Origin of the sequence: Microcystis sp. M20BS1 (assembly GCF_020245305.1) — a bacterium.
In the GTDB taxonomy this organism is placed as follows: Bacteria; Cyanobacteriota; Cyanobacteriia; order Cyanobacteriales; family Microcystaceae; genus Microcystis; species Microcystis ichthyoblabe_A.
In genome coordinates, this window is record NZ_JADBUZ010000072.1 from 12,194 (window position 1) to 29,827 (window position 17,634).

At 44.1% G+C, this 17,634-nt stretch carries 9 protein-coding genes and 1 pseudogene; 6 read left to right on the forward strand and 4 right to left on the reverse strand.

Going from position 1 to position 17,634, the window contains the following annotated elements; all coding sequences use genetic code 11:
- Positions 1-55 precede the first annotated feature (55 nt).
- Complete coding sequence (locus tag IM507_RS07315) at positions 56-391, forward strand: hypothetical protein (RefSeq protein ID WP_036402579.1); 336 nt, start codon at positions 56-58, stop codon at positions 389-391.
- Between the two features lie 194 nt (positions 392-585).
- Here IM507_RS07315 and IM507_RS07320 read toward each other — a convergent pair whose 3' ends face one another.
- Both IM507_RS07320 and IM507_RS07325 read right to left on the reverse strand, forming a co-directional pair.
- Entirely contained in the window at positions 586-8,373 is a 7,788-nt protein-coding gene (locus tag IM507_RS07320) for a Calx-beta domain-containing protein (RefSeq protein ID WP_287636832.1), read from the reverse strand.
- A 160-nt stretch (positions 8,374-8,533) separates the two neighbouring features.
- Positions 8,534-9,466 carry a DUF4351 domain-containing protein gene (locus IM507_RS07325; RefSeq protein WP_123231242.1) on the reverse strand — a complete coding sequence of 311 codons (933 nt, stop codon included), beginning with the start codon at positions 9,464-9,466 and terminating at the stop codon, positions 8,534-8,536.
- Positions 9,467-9,845: 379 nt separating this feature from the next.
- On the opposite strand from IM507_RS07325, the gene IM507_RS07330 reads away from it, so the two are divergent.
- The 3 genes from IM507_RS07330 to IM507_RS07340 all read left to right on the forward strand — a co-directional run bounded on the left by IM507_RS07330 (position 9,846) and on the right by IM507_RS07340 (position 13,816).
- Positions 9,846-10,058, forward strand: coding sequence for a DUF2281 domain-containing protein (locus IM507_RS07330; RefSeq protein ID WP_002738971.1), 213 nt, complete (start codon positions 9,846-9,848; stop codon positions 10,056-10,058).
- Positions 10,049-10,483: a type II toxin-antitoxin system VapC family toxin gene (locus IM507_RS07335; protein ID WP_123231243.1), complete on the forward strand. Its 435-nt coding sequence runs from the start codon at positions 10,049-10,051 to the stop codon at positions 10,481-10,483. Before IM507_RS07330 ends, IM507_RS07335 begins: the two co-directional genes overlap by 10 nt.
- A gap of 687 nt (positions 10,484-11,170) precedes the next feature.
- The gene (locus IM507_RS07340; protein ID WP_287636833.1) at positions 11,171-13,816 is read left to right on the forward strand and encodes an efflux RND transporter permease subunit; all 2,646 of its coding nucleotides are present in this window, start codon (positions 11,171-11,173) and stop codon (positions 13,814-13,816) included.
- Positions 13,817-14,079: 263 nt separating this feature from the next.
- On the opposite strand, the gene IM507_RS07345 is transcribed toward IM507_RS07340, so the two are convergent.
- The gene (locus IM507_RS07345; RefSeq protein ID WP_130757287.1) at positions 14,080-15,504 is read right to left on the reverse strand and encodes an FAD-binding domain-containing protein; all 1,425 of its coding nucleotides are present in this window, start codon (positions 15,502-15,504) and stop codon (positions 14,080-14,082) included.
- A gap of 442 nt (positions 15,505-15,946) precedes the next feature.
- Here IM507_RS07345 and IM507_RS07350 point away from each other — a divergent pair.
- Together IM507_RS07350 and IM507_RS07355 are read left to right on the forward strand one after the other, a co-directional pair.
- Positions 15,947-16,131: pseudogene (locus IM507_RS07350) on the forward strand (IS1/IS1595 family N-terminal zinc-binding domain-containing protein); the annotation flags it as partial.
- Positions 16,132-16,225: 94 nt separating this feature from the next.
- The gene (locus IM507_RS07355) at positions 16,226-16,954 is read left to right on the forward strand and encodes a carbonic anhydrase (protein WP_002739303.1); all 729 of its coding nucleotides are present in this window, start codon (positions 16,226-16,228) and stop codon (positions 16,952-16,954) included.
- A gap of 26 nt (positions 16,955-16,980) precedes the next feature.
- On the opposite strand, the gene IM507_RS07360 is transcribed toward IM507_RS07355, so the two are convergent.
- Positions 16,981-17,550, reverse strand: coding sequence for a low-complexity tail membrane protein (locus IM507_RS07360; RefSeq protein WP_002738450.1), 570 nt, complete (start codon positions 17,548-17,550; stop codon positions 16,981-16,983).
- Between the last annotated feature and the right edge of the window lie 84 nt (positions 17,551-17,634).

Genomic DNA, 17,634 nt, shown 5'->3' on the forward strand with positions numbered 1-17,634 from the left:
ATTTATGGAGCGGTTCTCTAATCTAGTGGGGTATTTTAGGCTTTAAAAAGCGATTATGATGAGAAATCCAGGATATTTACTAACTTTTATCGGTTTATTGGCTTTATCCTTGCCAGTAAAGGCTAATAATGCCGTTTACCTTAGCCAAAGTTCTAATACTGCCGCTACTTTCGACAGTTATCGTCAAGAATGTTTACAAAGAGCGCGTGGGGAGGGATTAGCTGCTGATGTGGCAAAAGATCTATGCGACTGCACGATTAAAAAATTCCAGGCTCGTTACAATCTACAGCAATTCCGCGCCCTCGTGCAGAAGTCGAAAACCGATAAGGCTGCCGCTAGGACTTTATCCAGTGTGGGAGAAGCTTGTTTTGATGAGATTTTGTATGAATAGCAGTTATCAGTGATCATTTATCAGTAAACAGTTATCAGTTATTAGCTTTTTCTCTCCCTTCTTCCCGCTCCCTTCTCCCTTCTCCCCAATTCATAATTCATAATTCATAATTCCCCTTTCCCCTCTCCTAGGGTGTTGAAAACGCTTACAGACCTTTTTAACCGCAAACACGCACCCTACAAGCTGTATTAAGATTAAACTAATACAAGTATATCAGAGGCGGTAAGAGTGGGTTTAGAACTAAGAGTTGCAATTTGAATAGCTGCTAGTGTACCTGTCCCGTCCCCATCAAAGAATAATCCTCCAGTGATTGTATTATAAATAAAGCGATTGCTGGCATTTAATGCAGTTGTTCCTAACACAAATTGAGCAGATGTAAGGGGAACTCCTGCGGCTAAACCACCGCCAAAACCCGCAGCAGAGACAGTAATTTTATCCCCCTGACTGGAGAGAAAATCAGTAATTGTGTCAATCCCTTCATTGCGGTTGTTGAAGGTGAATTTATCGCCACCCGCACCCCCTGTTATGGTATCGTTACCAGTACCACCAATCAAGGTATCATTCCCATCACTACCATTAAGGATATTGTTACCACTATTACCGGTGATAATGTTATTTAAGGTGTTACCAGTTCCATTAATATTTGTAGTACCAGTGAGGGTGAGGTTTTCTAGGTTATTACCGAGGGTATAAGTAACCGATGATTGAACAGTATCTGTACCTTGGTTGGCATTTTCCGTAATCGTATCGGTAGTAGTATCAACTTGATAAGTATCATTCCCTAAACCACCTACCAAAGTATCAATTCCTGTTGCACCATTAAGGATATTGTTACCACTATTACCGGTGATAATATTATTTAAGGTGTTACCAGTTCCGTTAATATTTGTAGTACCAGTTAACGTGAGGTTTTCTAAGTTATTTCCCAGGGTATAAGTAACCGATGATTGAACAGTATCTGTACCTTGGTTGGCATTTTCTGTAATGGTATCGGTAGTAGTATCAACTTGATAGGTGTCATTTCCTAAACCACCGATGAGGGTATCAATTCCTGTGCCTCCATTAAGGGTATCATTTCCCGCACTTCCTGTAAGGGTATTTTTACCACTATTACCCGTCAGGATATTGTTAGCAGCGTTACCTGTCCCGTTAATATTTGTAGTCCCAGTTAGGGTCAAATTTTCCACATTAGCAGGTAGGGTAGTGGTGACATTAGCGTTTAAGGTGTCGCTGATGGTGACAATTCCCTTGTTATTGGTAAGAGTTGCATTGACGGGATTACTGAGGTTAATGGCAAAAGTTTCGTTTGCTTCATTAAGGTTATCATTGAGGATGGGGATGCTAATAGTAGCAGTAGAAGTATTAGCAGCAATGGTGAGAGTTCCAGTTTTGCTAGTGTAATCTACATTAGCGGTAGCGTTAATGGGTGCAGTAGTATAATTGACGCTAATTGGTTGTGGATTGGGGTTGTTGACAGTGACGGTGAGGATGGCATTATTATCTTTACCCTCGACAACGGTGATATTATTGATGGAGAGTTTGGAGAAATCATCATTGGTGATTGTCCCAGTAACTGGAGTGGTTGTACCTACTTTATAACCTGTCCCCGCAGCGAGGGTTAAAATAACAGTTTCGTTACTTTCTACTATTGTGTCAGGAGTGGGGTCAATTGTTACGGTAGCAGTGGTTGAATTAGCAGCAAAGGTGACTGTATTGTTAGTCCCTGTACGAGTGTAGTCGGTATTAAGAGTCGCTGTCCCTCCCAGGGTGTAATTGACGGTTAAGGGATTAGTGGTTACTCCGTTACGGGTGAAGGTATAAATCAGATTTGTTGTCCCGTCTTCGGTAACGCTTGCGGGAGCAACTGCTAGGGTGATATTACTTATAACATCACCGACACCGAATAATTGAACTGAATCAATTTCTTCCCAAGTCCTAGTATCATGATCAATATCAACGTTTATTTTTGCGCCAACAACCAGATAATTAGTTGGCTGAAAATTGACTCTAAAATTGACTGGATTTCCTGGTAAACTAGGATCAACTCCAGACCAAATAGAGTGATAAACACCTTGATTATCTAATAAATCAATGCTTCTGACAAATCCATTTCCCCAGGTTTCGCGAATTTCTATACCGTCAGCATAAACTGGTGTAGAAAAACCAACGGTGATAAATTCATCAGCTTGTGCATCTCCATCACCATTTCGTGTGGATGGGGCCCATGATGTTGAAATATCTCCATAGCTAAAAGTATTGGGTTGACCTAAAGCTTGTTCTGCACTCCATGAAGATGAAGAATATTGAGAACTAAAAGCAATAACACTAGAAGCATATTGTCCAGTTGCAGAAGCGTTGGTAATTGTCCCCGTCACTGGAGTGGTGGTCCCTACTGTATAACCTGTCCCGGCAGCGAGGGTTAAAGCGACGGTTTCGTTACTTTCTACTATTGTGTCAGGAGTGGGGTCAATTGTGACGGTAGCAGTGGATGAACCAGCAGCGAAGGTGACTGTATTGTTAGTCCCTGTACGAGTGTAGTCGGTATTAAGGGTAGCTGTCCCTCCGAGGGTGTAATTGACGGTTAAGGAATTAGTGGTTAATCCACTACGGGTGAAGGTATAAATCAGATTTGTTGTCCCGTCTTCGGTGACACTTGCGGGGGAAACTGCAAGAGTAATACTAGGGAGTTCATCATCATTAATTGTCCCCGTAACTGGAGTAGTCGTACCTACTGCATATCCTGTCCCCGCAGCGAGGGTTAAAATAACAGTTTCATCGGGTTCAACTATTGTGTCAGCAGTGGGGTCTATTGTGACGGTAGCAGTGGATGAACCAGCAGCAAAGGTGACTGTATTGGTAGTCCCTGTACGAGTGTAGTCGGTATTTAAAGTAGCTGTCCCTCCGATGGTGTAATTGACGGTTAAGGAATTAGTGGTTACACCAGTACGAGTGAAGGTGTAAATGAGGTTCTGGGTGCCATCTTCTTGAAGACTGCTAGGAGAAACAGCCAGGCTGACACTGGCATCGTCATTGATAATTGTTCCTGATACCGCGTTCGTCGTTCCAATTTTATAGGAACCAGATGTCAAGGTAAGGGCAACAGTTTCATCTGGCTCTACAGTGGTATCTACGGTAGGATCAATTGTGAGAGTGGCTGTACTAGAACCAGCAGCAAAGGTCATTGTCCCAGAGGTGGCGGAAAAACTCGTCCCTCCGGTTTGGCTGTAATCCGTATTAAAAGTAGCCGTACCGCCAACTGTGTAATTGACTGTTAAGGCCTCGCTTGTATTGCCCGATCGAGTGAAGGTATAGATGAGATTGGGTGTACCGTCTTCTTGGACATTGCCGGGAGAGACCGCCAAGGTAACGGTAGAATCGTCATCCGCGATCGCCCCCGCTACAGCGCTTGTGGTACCGATGTCGTATCCTGTACCCAGTGCCAAGGTGAGAACTACGGTTTCATTGGCTTCAATTGTGCTATCGGCGGTGGGGTCAATCGTTACGGTCGCTGTACTTGAACCCGCCGCAAAGGTAACAGTGCCAGCCGTCGCGGTATAAGTTGCGGCTCCGGTTTGGGTGTAGTCAGTGTTGAGTGTAGCTGTACCACCAACGCTGTAGTTGACGGTTAGAGGCGTTGACAGCCCTCCTCTGCGGGAAAAGGTGTAAACGAGGTTGGTTACACCATCTTCAGTGACAGAGGAAGGGGATACAGCGAGGGTAACAGCCCAGTTATTGCCGACTTCAACCGATCCCCCCTCATTGAAAATCCCGTTCAGTGTTTGATTGCTGAGGATTGCACCGGAATTGTAGATAAACTCCCCTAAAGCAACGCCACCTATACCCGCTGTTCCTGGATTACCACGGGCTGCAAAAGAGCCACTGGCATTGCGCCCACCTGAGCCTCCTGAACCAGCAGAGCCGCCCGTTCCATCGGTGACGGAATGGCTGCCAACGACTACATTGGTGAGCGATGCCTGACCAGCATTGAAGATGCCACCACCCCGTGCATCACCGCCATCACCGCCATCACCCCCATCACCCCCGCGACCGCCGACAAAGTTGCCGACACCAGCGGCCCAACTTCCACTGCCGCCACTGCCCCCAAAACCGCCACGACCGCCTTTCGCTTGGTTATTACCGATGGTGCTGTCGGTAATTGTCATGGAGCCACTGTTGTAGATTGCACCACCCGCAACATCACCTCCATTGCCACCATTACTTCCATACCCTCCTTGGCGCGTCCCATTACCACTTCGTGCATCACTGCCCCTTGTGCCATTAACGCCGTCAATACCCAAGGCTTGACTATTTTCAATCTTGCTATTATGGATTCTCAGGTTGCCGCTGTTGTAGATGGCTCCTCCAGAGGTTGATCGTCCATTGATGATCGTTACTCCCGAAAGAATAAGAGAGGCACCGCTATGAATTTCAAAGAAACGATCCAAGCTGTTACCATCAAGAATAGTTAGATCCTTGCCTTGTCCTTGAATCCTTAGGGTTTTGCCTTGAAGCTGAATGTCAAGGTCATCGGCGGTGGCGAGTGTGTAGCGTCCCTCTCCCAACAAGATGGCTACATTGATGTTAGCGGTATTGGCTTGGGCAATAGCCTCTCGTAGGGATAAAAATCCGTCTGTACTGCTGGTGATGTCTTGCAGAGTGGTGACGATTTGGGTCGGCGTCGCAGATGAGACTACGCCAATGGTGAAGGCTTTATCAAAACTCAAACCGCCCTGGTCGGTGGTGCGAAGGCGGATGTTGTAGCTATTTTTAGTTTCAACGTCAAAGATTGTGTTGGTTTTGAGTTGGTTATTGGTAATGGTGAAGGCGTTGTTGTCGGTGCTTCCCGTCCCTGCGACTAGGCTATAGGTGAAGGTATTGCCAGTGTCGGGATCGGTACTGATCAGTTCACTGACCACTGTACCCACTGGTTGATCTTCAAGAATGTTCAGGTTAGCGAGGATGAGGTTTGTCGGTGCGTCGTTGTTAAGAATCGTGCCAGTGACGGCGTTAGTAGTGGCGATCGAATAGCCCGTTCCTGAAGCGAGGGTTAAAGCAACGCTCTCGTCACTTTCTACTTCAGCATCATTCGTGGGGTCAATGGTTACTGTGGCTGTACTTGCGCCTGCCGCAAAGGTGACTGTTCCTGTCGTCGTTGTGTAGGCTGTCGCGCCAGTTTGGCTGTAGTCGCTGTTGAAGGTGGCAGTACCGCTAACCGTATAGTTGACGCTGAGGGCGTTGCCAATAGATCCTGTGCGGGTAAAGGTATAAACCAGATTGGCGGTGCCTTCTTCGGTGACAGTGGAGGGAGAAACCGCTAGGGTAACAATCGTATCATCGTTGACAATCGTGCCTGTTACTGGGGTCGTCGTACCAATGGTGTAACCGGTTCCTGATGCGAGACTTAAAATAATCGTTTCATCAGCTTCAAAATTGTTGTCAGCAGTAGGGTCAACTGTAACTGTAGCGGTGGATGAACCAGCAGCAAAGGTGACACTTGAGCCAATGCTACTGTAATCATTGCCATTGATTGCCGTCCCCCCAATGAAGTAGTTAACTGTTAAGGCATTACTGGTGAATCCATTGCGAGTAAAGGTATAAACCAGATTTGTAGTCCCGTCTTCCGTAACACTGGCAGGAGCAACCGCAAGGGTAACAATCGTGTCATTATCAAGAATGGTGCCTGTTACCGCAGCGGTGGTGCCAATGTTGTATCCAGTTCCAGAAGCTAAGGTCAGAGACACTGTTTCATGGTCTTCCGGTGTTGTGTCAGCGGTAGGGTCAACTGTGACGGTAGCGGTGGATGACCCAGCGGCAAAGGTGACGCTTGTGCCAATATTATTGTAGTCACTACCGTTGGTTGCAGTTCCTCCAATAGTGTAGTTTACCGTGAGGGTGTTAGTGGTGGAACCAGTGCGGGTGAAGGTGTAGATGAGGTTCGATGTGCCGTCTTCTGTAACACTGGTGGAAGAAACAGCCAGGGTGATGGTTGGGAGGTCATCATTGGTAATTGTTCCTGTGACTGCACCTGATGTGCCAACGGTGTAACCTGTTCCTGATGCTAAAGCTAAGGTGACAGTTTCATCCGCTTCCCCTATGGTGTCAGCAGTGGGGTCAACTGTAACGGTAGCGGTGGATGACCCAGCAGCAAAGGTGACGCTTGAGCCAATGCTACTGTAATCATTGCCATTGATTGCCGTCCCCCCAATGGTGTAGTTTACTGTTAGGGCATTACTTGTGAATCCATTGCGAGTAAAGGTATAAACCAGATTTGTAGTGCCGTCTTCCGTAACACTGGCAGGAGAAACCGCAAGGGTAACAATCGTGTCATCGTCAAAAATAGTGCCTGTTACCGCAGTGGTGGTGCCGATGGTGTAACCTGTTCCAGAAGCTAAGGTCAGAGATACGGTTTCATGGTCTTCTGGTGTGGTGTCGCCAGTGGGGTCAACTGTAACTGTAGCGGTGGATGACCCAGCAGAAAAAGTAACGCTTGTGCCAATATTGTTATAGTCAATACCATTAGTTGCTGTACCCCCAATGGTGTAGTTGACAAGGAGGGTGTTAGCAGTGGGACCAGTGCGGCTGAAGGTGTAGATGAGGTTAGATGTGCCGTCTTCTGTAACACTAGTGGGAGAAACAGCTAGGTAGATGAAAGTTGAAGGAACCAGGCGATCGTCATTAAATGGGTCGGCAAAGGATACCACCCCACTGGTCAATTGACTGCTCACACTACTGCTGTTCCCTCCCCCATCAGAGGAACCCCAGGTAACAACAGAGCCATCGCTTTTTAGCGCCGCAAAGGCAGCACCATTGGAGAAAATCTGGGTGACGCCGGATGTGAGTCTGCTGCTCACACTACTGCTGTTCCCTCCTTGGAACGACTTACCCCAGGTGACGACAGAGCCATCGCTTTTTAGCGCCGCAAATGCCCAACCATTGGAGAAAATCTGGGTGACACCGGATGTGAGTCTGCTGCTCACACTACTGCTGTTCCCTCCATAGTCATTGTAACCCCAGGTGACAACAGAGCCATCGCTTTTTAGCGCCGCAAATGCATATGTATTACCAACCTCATCCCGTGTCGCATAGTATCCATTTGCAATACTTCCCCTAACCACAGTCCCCGGCGCCACATCGTTATCCAAAATGGTGCCAGTCACCGCACTACTACTACCTATCGCATATCCCGTCCCTGCTGCCAAGGTTAGTGCTACCGTTTCATTCCCATCACTGACGGCATCCGAACTGGGATCTAAACTGAGAATAACCACACTAGAACCTGCGGCAAAAGTGACACTACCGGAAGTCGTGCCAAAACTGGCGGCTCCCCGTTGCACATAGTCGCTGTTAAAGGTGGCATTTCCACTGACGGTGAAGTTAACCGTTAGGGAATTGGTGGTATCCCCAGTGCGACTAAATACATAAAATAGGTTTTGTGGTCCATCTTCTGTAACCGTGCTGGGTGAGGTGAGGGATAAACTCACTGTTGGGTTGTTATACTCTACCTCCAAGTTTTGACCATTTACCTCTAGCCAACCTTGATCATCTTCGGTCTTCAATTCCGCTAATACAGTGGGAGATAACACCTCACCCTGCACTAATGCCGCAAAAATCGCCCCCTCATCTCCCGGACTATCAGTCTGATTGATTTGAGCATCCACATAATGCCCAATTTCTTCTAAAATTACATTAATTATCGCTGCTGACGAAGCTGTATTTAAAAAAGATGCTGATAGATAAATCTTATTCTTACTGCTGGAATATGCACCATTCGCCGTCCCCAAAACCTCATCACTGAGTACCTCAATCGGGGGAATTTGACCAAAATTTCGACTTTGCCACTGTTGTCGTAATTGCGTCGCTTTAACCACATCACAACTTGTGCCAAAAGCACTTTCTAAATTCACCCAAAAACCATCAGATTGAGCGAAATTGAACAAAACATCGTCAACAACAGGAAGAATCGGCAACAGTGTAGAAGTCATGACATTAACTGCAAAGGTTTATTGCTAACAGTTTTAGCCCAACAATCCCCAATTTTTCAAGGGTGCTATCACAAAAATTAACATTTATTACAAGAAAACGGGTTTCTCAAAGAAACCCGTTTTCTCATTTGTTGCGAAGATGCGATCGCTAACGTCAAAACTAGGCAGTTAAAGTATTTAACCAATTGATTAAATCTTCAACTGTAGAGAAATCGAATAAAGCTTCTGCTAATGCTTCGACATCATCAATACTTAACTCCATAATTTTAGTTTCTAATGAAGGATTAATCTCCCCTAACTTGCGTTTAAGTTGACGAAGAATCAATGTCTTTTCACGTTCAATACCTTGTTCGATACCTTGTTCGATACCTTGACGCATCCAACTGGTGGTAATTTGCATAACTCCCTCCTGTACAGGTTGACTAAATGTGCTAATCTCTTCTTGAAATTGTCTCTCTTCCACTGGATTAAGATTGAGATATGTATCAATAAATCCGGAAATTAATTGCATTCTCGCTGAATCTAACCTTAAAGTAATTAACAAGCGCAGACATTCCGCTTTTACCTTGGCTCGCTCTTTCTCGGCAATGTTCATCCTAGCCATCAAAGCTGAAGCAACCGGATTCGGTTGATTAAGAAAATCTCGCCAATTTAATCGATTTAACTGCACTACTTGATAGTTAAATTCTAATACCTTAAAATCGGGAAAATCAACCACATACTGACTAATCGCTTCTCTTTTTGGCTTTGAATAAGAAAAAATTACAATCGGATAAATCGGGAGAACAAATTTCTCATGAAAGCGAGCAAAATAAGTAAACATTCGCCGGTTAAACCACTTGCGGGAACTTTCCTGCGCCTCCAGATGAATCAGAAAAAAAGATTCTTTTCCTCGAAACTTAACCTGTGCGACTAAATCGCTTTCATACCTTTCTCCTTCCGTGACATCGGTAAATACTTCTTTGTCTAAAAAAGTAATCGAGTCCCTATCTAAATAATCTATCAATTGAGGGAAAAACAACTCGATAAATTCGACAAAAAATGTGGATATTAACTCCTTAAATAATCGATCATGGTCAATATTATTAGTCATGTAATGTCATCTTAACTAATCTGAGCGATGAATGACTACTCTTATCTATTGTATTCTGAAAAGTCGGTTTTGGCAACGGATTGTTATGACCTCACCCCCTTAACCTACAGCGATTGTCAAATTCGCCCAAAAACCATCAGATTGAGCTAAATCGAACAAAACATCGTCAACAGCAGGAAGGCTCGGCAACAGGGTAGAAGTCATGACATTAACTGCAAAGGTTTATTGCTAACAGTTTTAGGCCAACAATCCCCAATTTTTCAAGGATGCTATCACAAAAATTAACATTTATTACAAGAAAACGGGTTTCTCGTAATGTTCACTACCCGATGAAATTGCTATGGTAAAATGTCCATAATAGACAAGAGAGAATTTACTTATGAGTGTAGCCGACGAAATTTACAAAATCGTGAAATCAATGCCTGAAGATCGAGCGAATAAAATTTTGGATTTTGCAAAGTTTTTGCAAGCTAAACCAGAGTTAGAAGATAAGCCATTAGATTTCCGCGATGCGGCGGGATTGGGGCAAGAAATGTGGCAATCAATTGATGTAGATGCTTATATTCAGCAGGAGCGATCATCATGGGAATAGTTTTACAACCTGAAAATATTGTATTTTTAGATACGGCTCCTTTTATTTACTTTTTCGAGCAACATCCCATCTTTTTTCCTTGTATGGAAAAGTTATTTTATGATGTCTCCATTTATCAGGTTAAGGTTATCACTTCGATGATCACTTTTATCGAAATTGTTACCCATCCAGCAAGGATAGGTAATCAGGAGTTGGTAGAACAATACCGGACATATTTCACCCGTTCGAGCCAAATTACTCTGTTACCAATCGATTTATCTATTGCTAATGAGGCGATCACTCTTCGTACCCAATACACTCTCAAAACACCCGATGCGATTCAACTGGGAACAGCGCTCGCATATTCAGCAACCTACATTATCACTAATGATAGGCAATGGAAACAGTTAACTCCTCAAAATGTATTGCTAGTAGATGAAATGTAGCGAATCAGTTCTGGAAATGAATGATTTGACCTCTCCCCCTAACCCCCTCTCCTACGAGGAGAGCGGGAATTGCGACTCCTGCGAGGAGATGGGGAACTACACTGATAACTGTTAACTGTTATCAGAAAACGGGTTTCTCGAAGAAACCCGTTTTCTAAATAAAGGCAATCACTCTCCCCAATTCATAATTCCAGGCTCCCTTCTCCCTTATCATACTTTGTGCTTTTTGTCAAAAAAACTTTTTTTTTGCAATAAAACTACACAAAAAAAAGATCATCGTTGTGGGCGAAATTGACTGATTTACCCGTCTTAATTAGAATCATCTTCTAGGTGTGGCAAGGGTTTTAACCATTGCTGCCCAAAAAAGCACAGAATAGCCCATTATGAAATTCTATCAAATCGCTGTAACCATGATAACGTCGTTGTTAAATAAAAATCTTTCTCAATTAATTCTTAAGAATTTATAAATATTGCGGAATGTTAATTTAAATATTCTCAAGTTTTTGCAGTCAATAAATAATTTTTGCTTATCTTTGTCGGAAAATAGAACTTCTGCAAAAATCCAACATCTACCATTGGGTTAGGAGTCTCCGAGTCAGGATTCAGGAGTCAGGATTCAGGAGATTATTTTATTTATTCTCCCCACACCCCACACCCCACACCCCACACCCCACTTATTCAACAAAGATGAAAGAATCGTGGCGAGAACGTCTGAATATCTCTCGAATAGCGATTAATGCCCCGAGGTTAACCATTGCCTTCTGGTTAGCGGTGGCCGTGGCGGGAATTTTGGCTTTTAGTTCCTTAAAATACGCTCTTTTCCCCGATATAAGCTTTCCAGTCGTCATAATTAACGCTCAAGCGGATTTAGCTACTGCTATCACCACGGAACAGCAATTAACTAAACCCCTAGAAAATCCTCTTTTCTCTCTCCCCGGTCGTCGCGATGTTTCCTCGACTACTTCCCCTGGACAGTCAGTAATCAGCGTTTTCTTTAAAATTGGCACAAATTTAGACAAGGCCACCGCAGCAGTTAAACAGGCTATCTCGCAAGTCCCTTTACCCCCTCAAGCTACCACAGAAGTTATCCCCGTTGATTTAAATGAGTCGGCAACAGTCACCTATGCGCTGGTGAGTGAGCAGAAAAATCTAGAAGAATTAAGCCAAATCGCCCAAGATAATTTAATTCCGCCCTTAAAAGCTCTCCCTGGTACGGCTAAAGTTAATTTACTCGGTCAAGGTACAGTTAGGGAAGATAATCCCCATAAAAGCTTAACCCGACCATTACCCACACTGGTACGCTTTAATGGCCAAGAAGCAATCGCAGTGCAGGTAATCAAAAAAGGTGCGGCTAATAGTCTCGATCTGGCCGCTCAAGCAGAAAAACTGGTTAAAGACATAGCACAAAAACTGCCCGATGTCAAGATAATTTTAGCTGAAACCCAAGCGGAATATATTCGCGCTGCCCTACAAGGCACGATCGATGATTTACTTTTGGCAGTTTTGCTGTCAGTGCTGGTTATATTGATATTTTTAGGCAGTTTCGCCGCTACAATCATTTCTGCTCTGGTTATCCCCCTATCTCTTTTGGGGACTTTCATTATCATGGCCATCTATGGCTTTAATCTGGAAACCCTGACGCTGCTGGCTCTCGCTTTGGTGATTGGCATTGTCGTGGATGATGCGATCGTGGATGTGGAGAATATTTCCCGTTTAATCGATGCGGGGGAAACCCCGAAAAATGCGGCACTCAAGGGGACAAGGGAGATCGGATTAGCTGTCACCGCCTCCACTTTAACCATTGTTGCCGTGTTTATACCCGTGGCTTTTATGGGGGGTGCGGTGGGACAGTTTTTCCAACCCTTCGGTTTAACTGTCTCGGCTGCGGTGATTTTTTCTCTGTTGATCGCCCGAACTTTATCGCCCGTTTTGGCAGTATATTGGCTGAAACCGCAGTCACAGGCAAAAATGACGAAACAAAAGCGACCGGTTGAGAATGCCTATCGACGGCTCTTAAACTGGTCACTGCGTCATCGTTTGCTGGTCATTGCTATTGCCCTAATTACCTTTTTTGCGGGTATTGCCTTGATTCCTTTTATTTCTAGGGGATTTATTCCCCGACTCGATCGCGGCGAGTTTAATCTGGTTTATACGTCTCCTTTGCCGAAAATAACGCAAATTAGTCCTAATAAACCGACGGCTAAGAGTTCTAGCGATAGTTTCGCTTGGATTTCTCAGTTAGCGAGTTCTCCCGAAAGTTTTCTTTTGCGTCGCACTATCCGCGATGGCAGCAAATTAGAAGCGCCGATTTTGCAGGATGGGGAAGTGGAATCGACTTTTATGATCGCCGGTTTACGCGGTGAGCCGAATCGGGGCAAAATTCACGTTACACTGAAGAGCGATCGTAAATCTCACACCAGTGCCGTGCAGCAACGGATTCGGCAAATTTTACCGCCAATTAGAGGGGTGAATGTCAGTATCGAGGACATTCCTTTTGTGCAAACGGAAGCGGAAAAGCCGATCCAAATTGCGATTAAAAGCGATAATTTGCAGCTATTGCGCGATAGTGCCGAGAAATTGCGGGTTGAGGCTGCTAAAATCTCTGGTTTAAAGGATATTTCCCTATCATCTAGATTAAATGAGCGGGGGGATTTTTTGGCGATCGAGCGTTTAAATGGTCAACAGGCGATTTTTCTCAGTGCTAATCTTAGTCCCGATTTAGGATTAGAAGATGCGGCGATTAAAATTGAAGGGATTCCTTTACCGGAAGGGATAACTTTACAGCGTTGGGGTACTTCTTCTCAAAGTAGCGATGTTTTGGGCAGTTTTGGTCGCACTTTAATCCTAGCGACAATTTTAATGTTAGGAGTTTTATGGTTATTATTCAGAAGACTGCTAGAAACTATCGTCATCGCTTTATGTTTACCTTTAGCGATTGTGGGGGCAATGTTGGGGTTATTGGTAACGGGTAGTGAGTTTAGTATGATTTCTCTGATCGGGTTTATCTTCCTCTTGGGATTACTGGATAAAAACGCTGTGTTATTGCTGGATTATACTAACCAATTGCGTCAACAGGGTTGGAGTCGGGAGGAAGCGGTTTTAGAAACGGGAATGATTAGGTTAAGACCGATTTTAATGACCACTTGTTCGACAATTTTAGGCATGATTCCGATCGCTTTGGGATTGGGTACTGGTGCGGAATTGCGGCAACCCATGGCGATGGTGATTGTGGGAGGTTTAGTCACTTCTTCCCTGTTGAGTTTAATTGTTGTGCCTGTGTTATATCTAAGTTTAGAGGATGTTTGGAACCAGATTAAAGCCAGTCAAAAGTAGCTAGTTTTACCGTCGCTTTAGTTAGGGTTGGCTGAATAAATCTAAAAACCTTGTTGGGTAAGGCTTTTATACTTTTTGTCAATCAAAAAGTACCGGATATGGGAGTGAGCGGGGGGAAAATTCCGGGACTTTTTCCCTAAAAATTAGGTAATTGACCCCCTCAAAATCGGTAAAACCCCACACCCCACACCCCACACCCCACACCCCACACCCCACACCCCACACCCCACACCCCACGAAAAACTTTTTGCTGCAAACCCTAGTTATTGTTTTGGCTTCTGATTGCTATAGAGTCGTTTGAACTCTTTTTGTTGTTGATTATGATCGACAATTGGCTCAGGATAACCACAACGATGTCTTTCTAAACGGGGGATTTTCCCGGTTACTAAATATTCCGTATCTACGGAAGCTAATTCCGGCAACCATTGACGAATATATTCCCCTTCTGGATCGAATTTTTGTGTCTGACTAGCGGGATTAAAAATTCTTAAAGGTTTCGGATCCATGCCACTAGAGGCACTCCACTGCCAACCACCATTATTAGCGGCTAAATCGCCATCAAAAAGTTTCTGCATGAAGTATTTTTCGCCTTTTTGCCAGTTAATAATTAAATCTTTGGTTAAAAAACTCGCCACAATCATGCGACAACGATTGTGCATCCATCCCGTTTCATTTAATTGTCGCATCGCCGCATCAACGATCGGATAGCCGGTTTTTCCCTGGCACCAAGCTTGAAAATGTTCTTCGTTATCCTGCCAAGGAAAATGACGAAATTCTTTTCTATAAGCACCGACCGCCAATTCTGGGAAAAAATAGAGACAATGCTGGTAAAATTCCCGCCAAGCTAACTCTTGCTGCCAAGTGATAATACTATTTTTTGCTTCCTGGGCCCGGCAATTTTCTAATAACTCTAGGGTTGCCGTCCAAATTGTGCGAATGCCAATCGCCCCAAATTTTAAAGCGGCACTCAAGCGCGACGTCCCATCGAAAGCGGGGAAGTTACGATCTTCTTGATAATTGTTAATAACCCCTTGACAAAATTCTTCTAATCTGCTATCGGCGGCTTTTTCTCCGGGGGTGAGGGGTAAGGGGTTTTGCCAGGTAAAACCTAAATTTTCTAGGGTTGGTAAATTAATAGTTTCTGTGAGTTTCTCCCCCTCATTTTCGTCTAATCCTTGCAGGTTTTCTAGGGTTTTGGGGCGGGCTTTGGCTAATTGGCTCCAATTTTTCCAAAAAGGAGTATATACGGTGTAGGGGCTTTTTGAGAGGGTGAGGACTTGTCCTGGAGCCTGGAGAAGTTGATCCCAGAAGGTTTCTACTTCAATTCCTTTTGTTTGTAAAGCGGCAATTACCTGTTGATCCCGTTGACGCGCGTAGGGTTCAATATCGAGGTTAAAAAAAACTGCTTTTGCCGATAAATTGCCGGCTAAGTTGACGAGTGTTTGACTGGGGTTGCCGCGAATAATCACTAATTGACTACCTTTTTGGCGATAATTTTTTTCTAATTCCTCTAGACAACCGAGCAGATAGGCAACTCTAGCAGGGGCGATATCATCCCCTTCTAAAATAGCAGGATCGAGGCAGAAAACCCCGATGATTTTCGGACTACGCTCCCTAGCTTTACTCAGTCCAATATTATCCGAGAGACGTAAATCGCGACGATGCCAGAAAAGGATTAGGTTTGACATAAAGTAAGGTGATGAGAAGATTATCAGGAGGGAGATTATTGGGGTACAGTTAAGAACAAATTCAATTCAAAAATACTCTTTCTGTCATTATAGGACAGTGGATCAAGAATAATTGTCTAATTGGGTGCATCTCATTTTTGTAAATCTACTGAGTTGGGATTTTTAAAGGGAAACTATCTTCTAAAGTTGGTCATTACTTCCGATTTTATCATTCAATGCAAGCCTTTGGGGGGTAGAACCCCCCAAACCCACCGTCGGGGGTAGGGCTGTTTCATTCTCCCATCAGAATATCAAAAGTAAAAGCGATCACAGTCAGATAAAATGAGGGTAATGATTCGGTAGTAGTGCCGTAGCCCTCTTGCTTATCTGGTATGAATTGTGTAGAATATTTGTTAATAAAAATAATTGGAACCCGATCAGTCTTTAAACCTCTAGCTTGATCATGACTTTTCTGATAAATATCTTTTTCTGGCTCCTGTCTGGCTTACTCAAATATCAGTCTAGCACCGAACAAAATCCCCCCCTAGTTCACCTCTATTCCCCTGTCCTAATTGTGGTTCTCACCATACGATCAAGAATGGTTCTACTCATAATGGAAAACCCAAACGTCAATGTAAAGAATGTGGTCACTGAGCCTTTACATTGAGCTTTTACATTGAGCTTTTACATTGAGCTTGTCGAAATGTGTCGAAATGTGTCGAAGTGTGCTGAATTTAATCCCATGTATAGACGAGAATTACTGCAATTTATAGGCTCTCATGCTCTTTTTGGGGCTATTAATCCAGAATTTACTTGGAATTATCAAAATATTGACCATTGGGGCGAATTATCAACGAATTATCGCCTCTGCACCACGGGAAAGCAACAAACACCGATCGATCTGAGTATAGTGACTGAAAAAGAGCTATACCAACCCACCTTTAATTATCGTCCTATACCCCTAAAAATTCGCCATAACGGTCATACAATCTTGGTTCAGACCGAAAAAGTTGGAAACATGAGTTTTCACGGCGAAAACTGGGATTTATTGCAGTTCCATTTTCATCACCCCAGCGAACATCAGATTAAAGGTCAGTCTTTCCCTCTAGAAATTCATTTAGTGCATCGAAATGGGAAGGGAAATTTAGCGGTTGTGGGCATCTTAGCCGAAATTGGTGCTTTTAATCCCTATTTACAAACCATTTGGGATTATTTGCCCCAAGAACCTTCTCCTGAAATGATTATCCCCGATACTTGGGTCAATGTCGGGCTTTTACTGCCGGAAAATAGCGGTTTCTATGAATATCAGGGGTCTTTGTCCACTCCTCCCTGTAGCGAGGATGTTCTCTGGTTAGTCTGGCAAAATACGATCAAAATTTCTCCCCAACAACTGCAACAATTGGCCGCAATTTTGCCCCGTAATGCGAGGAATATTCAACCCTTAAACGGGCGATCTATCCTGCATTCTTAGGCGAAATTGTCGGCATTTTGGCTAATTTAGATAATTTTATTAACTTTTAGACCAAAAATGGTAAATAACTCAGGAATGCGCTCAATAACTAAAGCTTCGGTCGCTGTCCAGTCACTTTCTTTAGTGGCTAAAACCCCTAGAACACTCAGAGGAACCTGTAAAAATAGGTGACTTAAGAGGAGAGCGATCGCAGCGATGACTAAACCTAAAAGCCGCCATTGGGGGAGATAGGCGGCCACGGCAGCCGCTAGAGGGGCAAAATTATAGATAGGCCAAGCGATGAGAATTAAGAGGACGACTCCCAAAAGAGTCAGAAGACGATGGCGAGGACGTTGAAAAAGAGAGAGAATTTTTAACTGTTCGGGGGTGAGTTGACTCGGTTTCAGGGCGACCAACAAAAGACTAAAGATATCAAAAGGTTTTGTCCACTGCATCCAAAAGACGGGAATAATAGCGATCGCTCCCAGAAATAGCCATTCTAGCCAAAGAAAAGGCAAGGGATCACCCACAGCTAAACCAATCCAAGCGATTTGTAAAAAGATTGGCAAAGCCGCTAACCCTGCCAGATGAATCCACAAAAAAGGTTCTGATTTCATAGAGGGAAATGAGAATTATAAATTATAAATTATGAATTATGAATTATGAAGTGGGGAGATGGGGGAGTGGGGGAGTGGGGGAAT